The 1,407-nt window shown below is 67.4% G+C and carries 1 protein-coding gene; it reads right to left on the bottom strand.

Annotated elements, in window-relative coordinates:
* Positions 1-165: 165 nt before the first annotated feature.
* Positions 166-1,350, bottom strand: coding sequence for an IS701 family transposase (locus tag IE260_RS40995; protein ID WP_189881017.1), 1,185 nt, complete (start codon positions 1,348-1,350; stop codon positions 166-168).
* Between the last annotated feature and the right edge of the window lie 57 nt (positions 1,351-1,407).

Raw genomic sequence — 1,407 nt, 5'->3', positions numbered from 1 at the left:
CCTAGTACTGCAACGGTGCTTGCCGTGACTGATGGCAAGGTCAGGGGCTGTGTCCGCGTCGTTTGTAGTGGCTGGTGCGGGCTTGGTGTTGTCGTCGTCGGCGCCAGTGTGACCAGTGCAGGATGTGCTCGACGGGTGTGGGTCGGCGGTCGGTGAGGCGGGTGATCAGCCGTCGTATCTCGGCGAGGCTGAGGTGGATGAGCTGGGAGGATCCGTTTCTGCTTTCCCGGCATCCAGCTCGCGGGCCCGCAGGACGGTCAGGCATGCGTGAGCGGCCATGGCGAGGGTCATGTGGCGGTGCCATCCGGGATAGCGGCGGACCTGGTAGTCGTCCAGGCCGCATTCCTGCTTGGCGCTTTGGAAGCACTCCTCGATGGCCCACCGGCTGCCCGCGATGCGGATCAGCTCATCGAGGGTGGTCTCGGCGGGGCAGTAGGCAATGTAGTAGGAGATCTCCTCGGGTCGGCTGACGCTGCGGCGGGCGATCACCCAGTGGCGGCGGTCGGGCCGGTGCCAGGGCCTGACCTCGACCCGTGCCCAGTCGTAGATGCGCCAGCCGTGGGCGCCGTCCCCGCAGGAACGGCGCTTCCACTTCTGCCTCGGCAGGCCGGGGAAGAGGTCGTGCACGGGGTGGTCGATGGCCCAGCGGGTGACGACGGTGTCGTGGCGGGTGGTGGCCATGACGTGGAAGACGTCGGCTTGCTCCAGCTCGGACCGCCAGCCCTTGCTGAACCCGTAGGCGGCATCTGCCGTCACCCACCGGAACGGGATGCGATCGGCGATGGCCCGCCGGACCATCGCCTTGGCCATGGCCACCTTCGTCTCGAAGGCGACCGTGTCGTCGATGCCGGCCCGGCGGCACCGTTCCCGGTCGTCCGTCCAGGAGGTGGGCAGGTACAGACGCCGGTCGATCAGCGTCCGGCCGCCAGGAGCCGCATAGGCGAGGAAGACGCCGATCTGGCAGTTCTCCGTCCGCCCGGCGGTGCCGGAGTACTGCCGTTGCACCCCCGCCGACCGCACCCCCTTCTTCAGGAAGCCGGTGTCGTCCACGATCAGGACGGCGTCCCGGTCACCCAGGTTGTCGACCACATACTGACGCACGTCGTCGAGGACCTCATCGGCGACCCAGTCGATCCGGTTCAGCATCCGATGGATACGGTCCGGGCCTGCGTGACCGGCCTCCTCCGCCAGCGTCCAGCCGTTCTTGCGCTGCAGCGGAGCGATCAGCCCCCGCATATAGGCCAGTGCCGACTCCCTCGGCTCCGACCTGCTGAACCGATGCACGAACCGCCCGTGCACAGCGTTCAGTTCTGTCGCCCACAACCTGACATCAGCAAGGTCCCCACCCATAACCACACCAACGACCGACCTGGTCAGCAGTCACGGCAAGCACCGTTGCAGTACTAG

This window comes from Streptomyces viridiviolaceus (assembly GCF_014650995.1).
GTDB classification, from domain to species: domain Bacteria; phylum Actinomycetota; class Actinomycetes; order Streptomycetales; family Streptomycetaceae; genus Streptomyces; species Streptomyces viridiviolaceus.
Note: the sequence above shows the minus strand (reverse complement) of the source record. Positions and strands in the feature narration are given on the sequence as shown.

Coding starts and splice junctions, on each gene's coding strand:
- IE260_RS40995 (WP_189881017.1), bottom strand. CDS start 1,350: ATGGGTGGGGACCTTGCTGATGTCAGGTTGTGGGCGACAGAACTGAAC.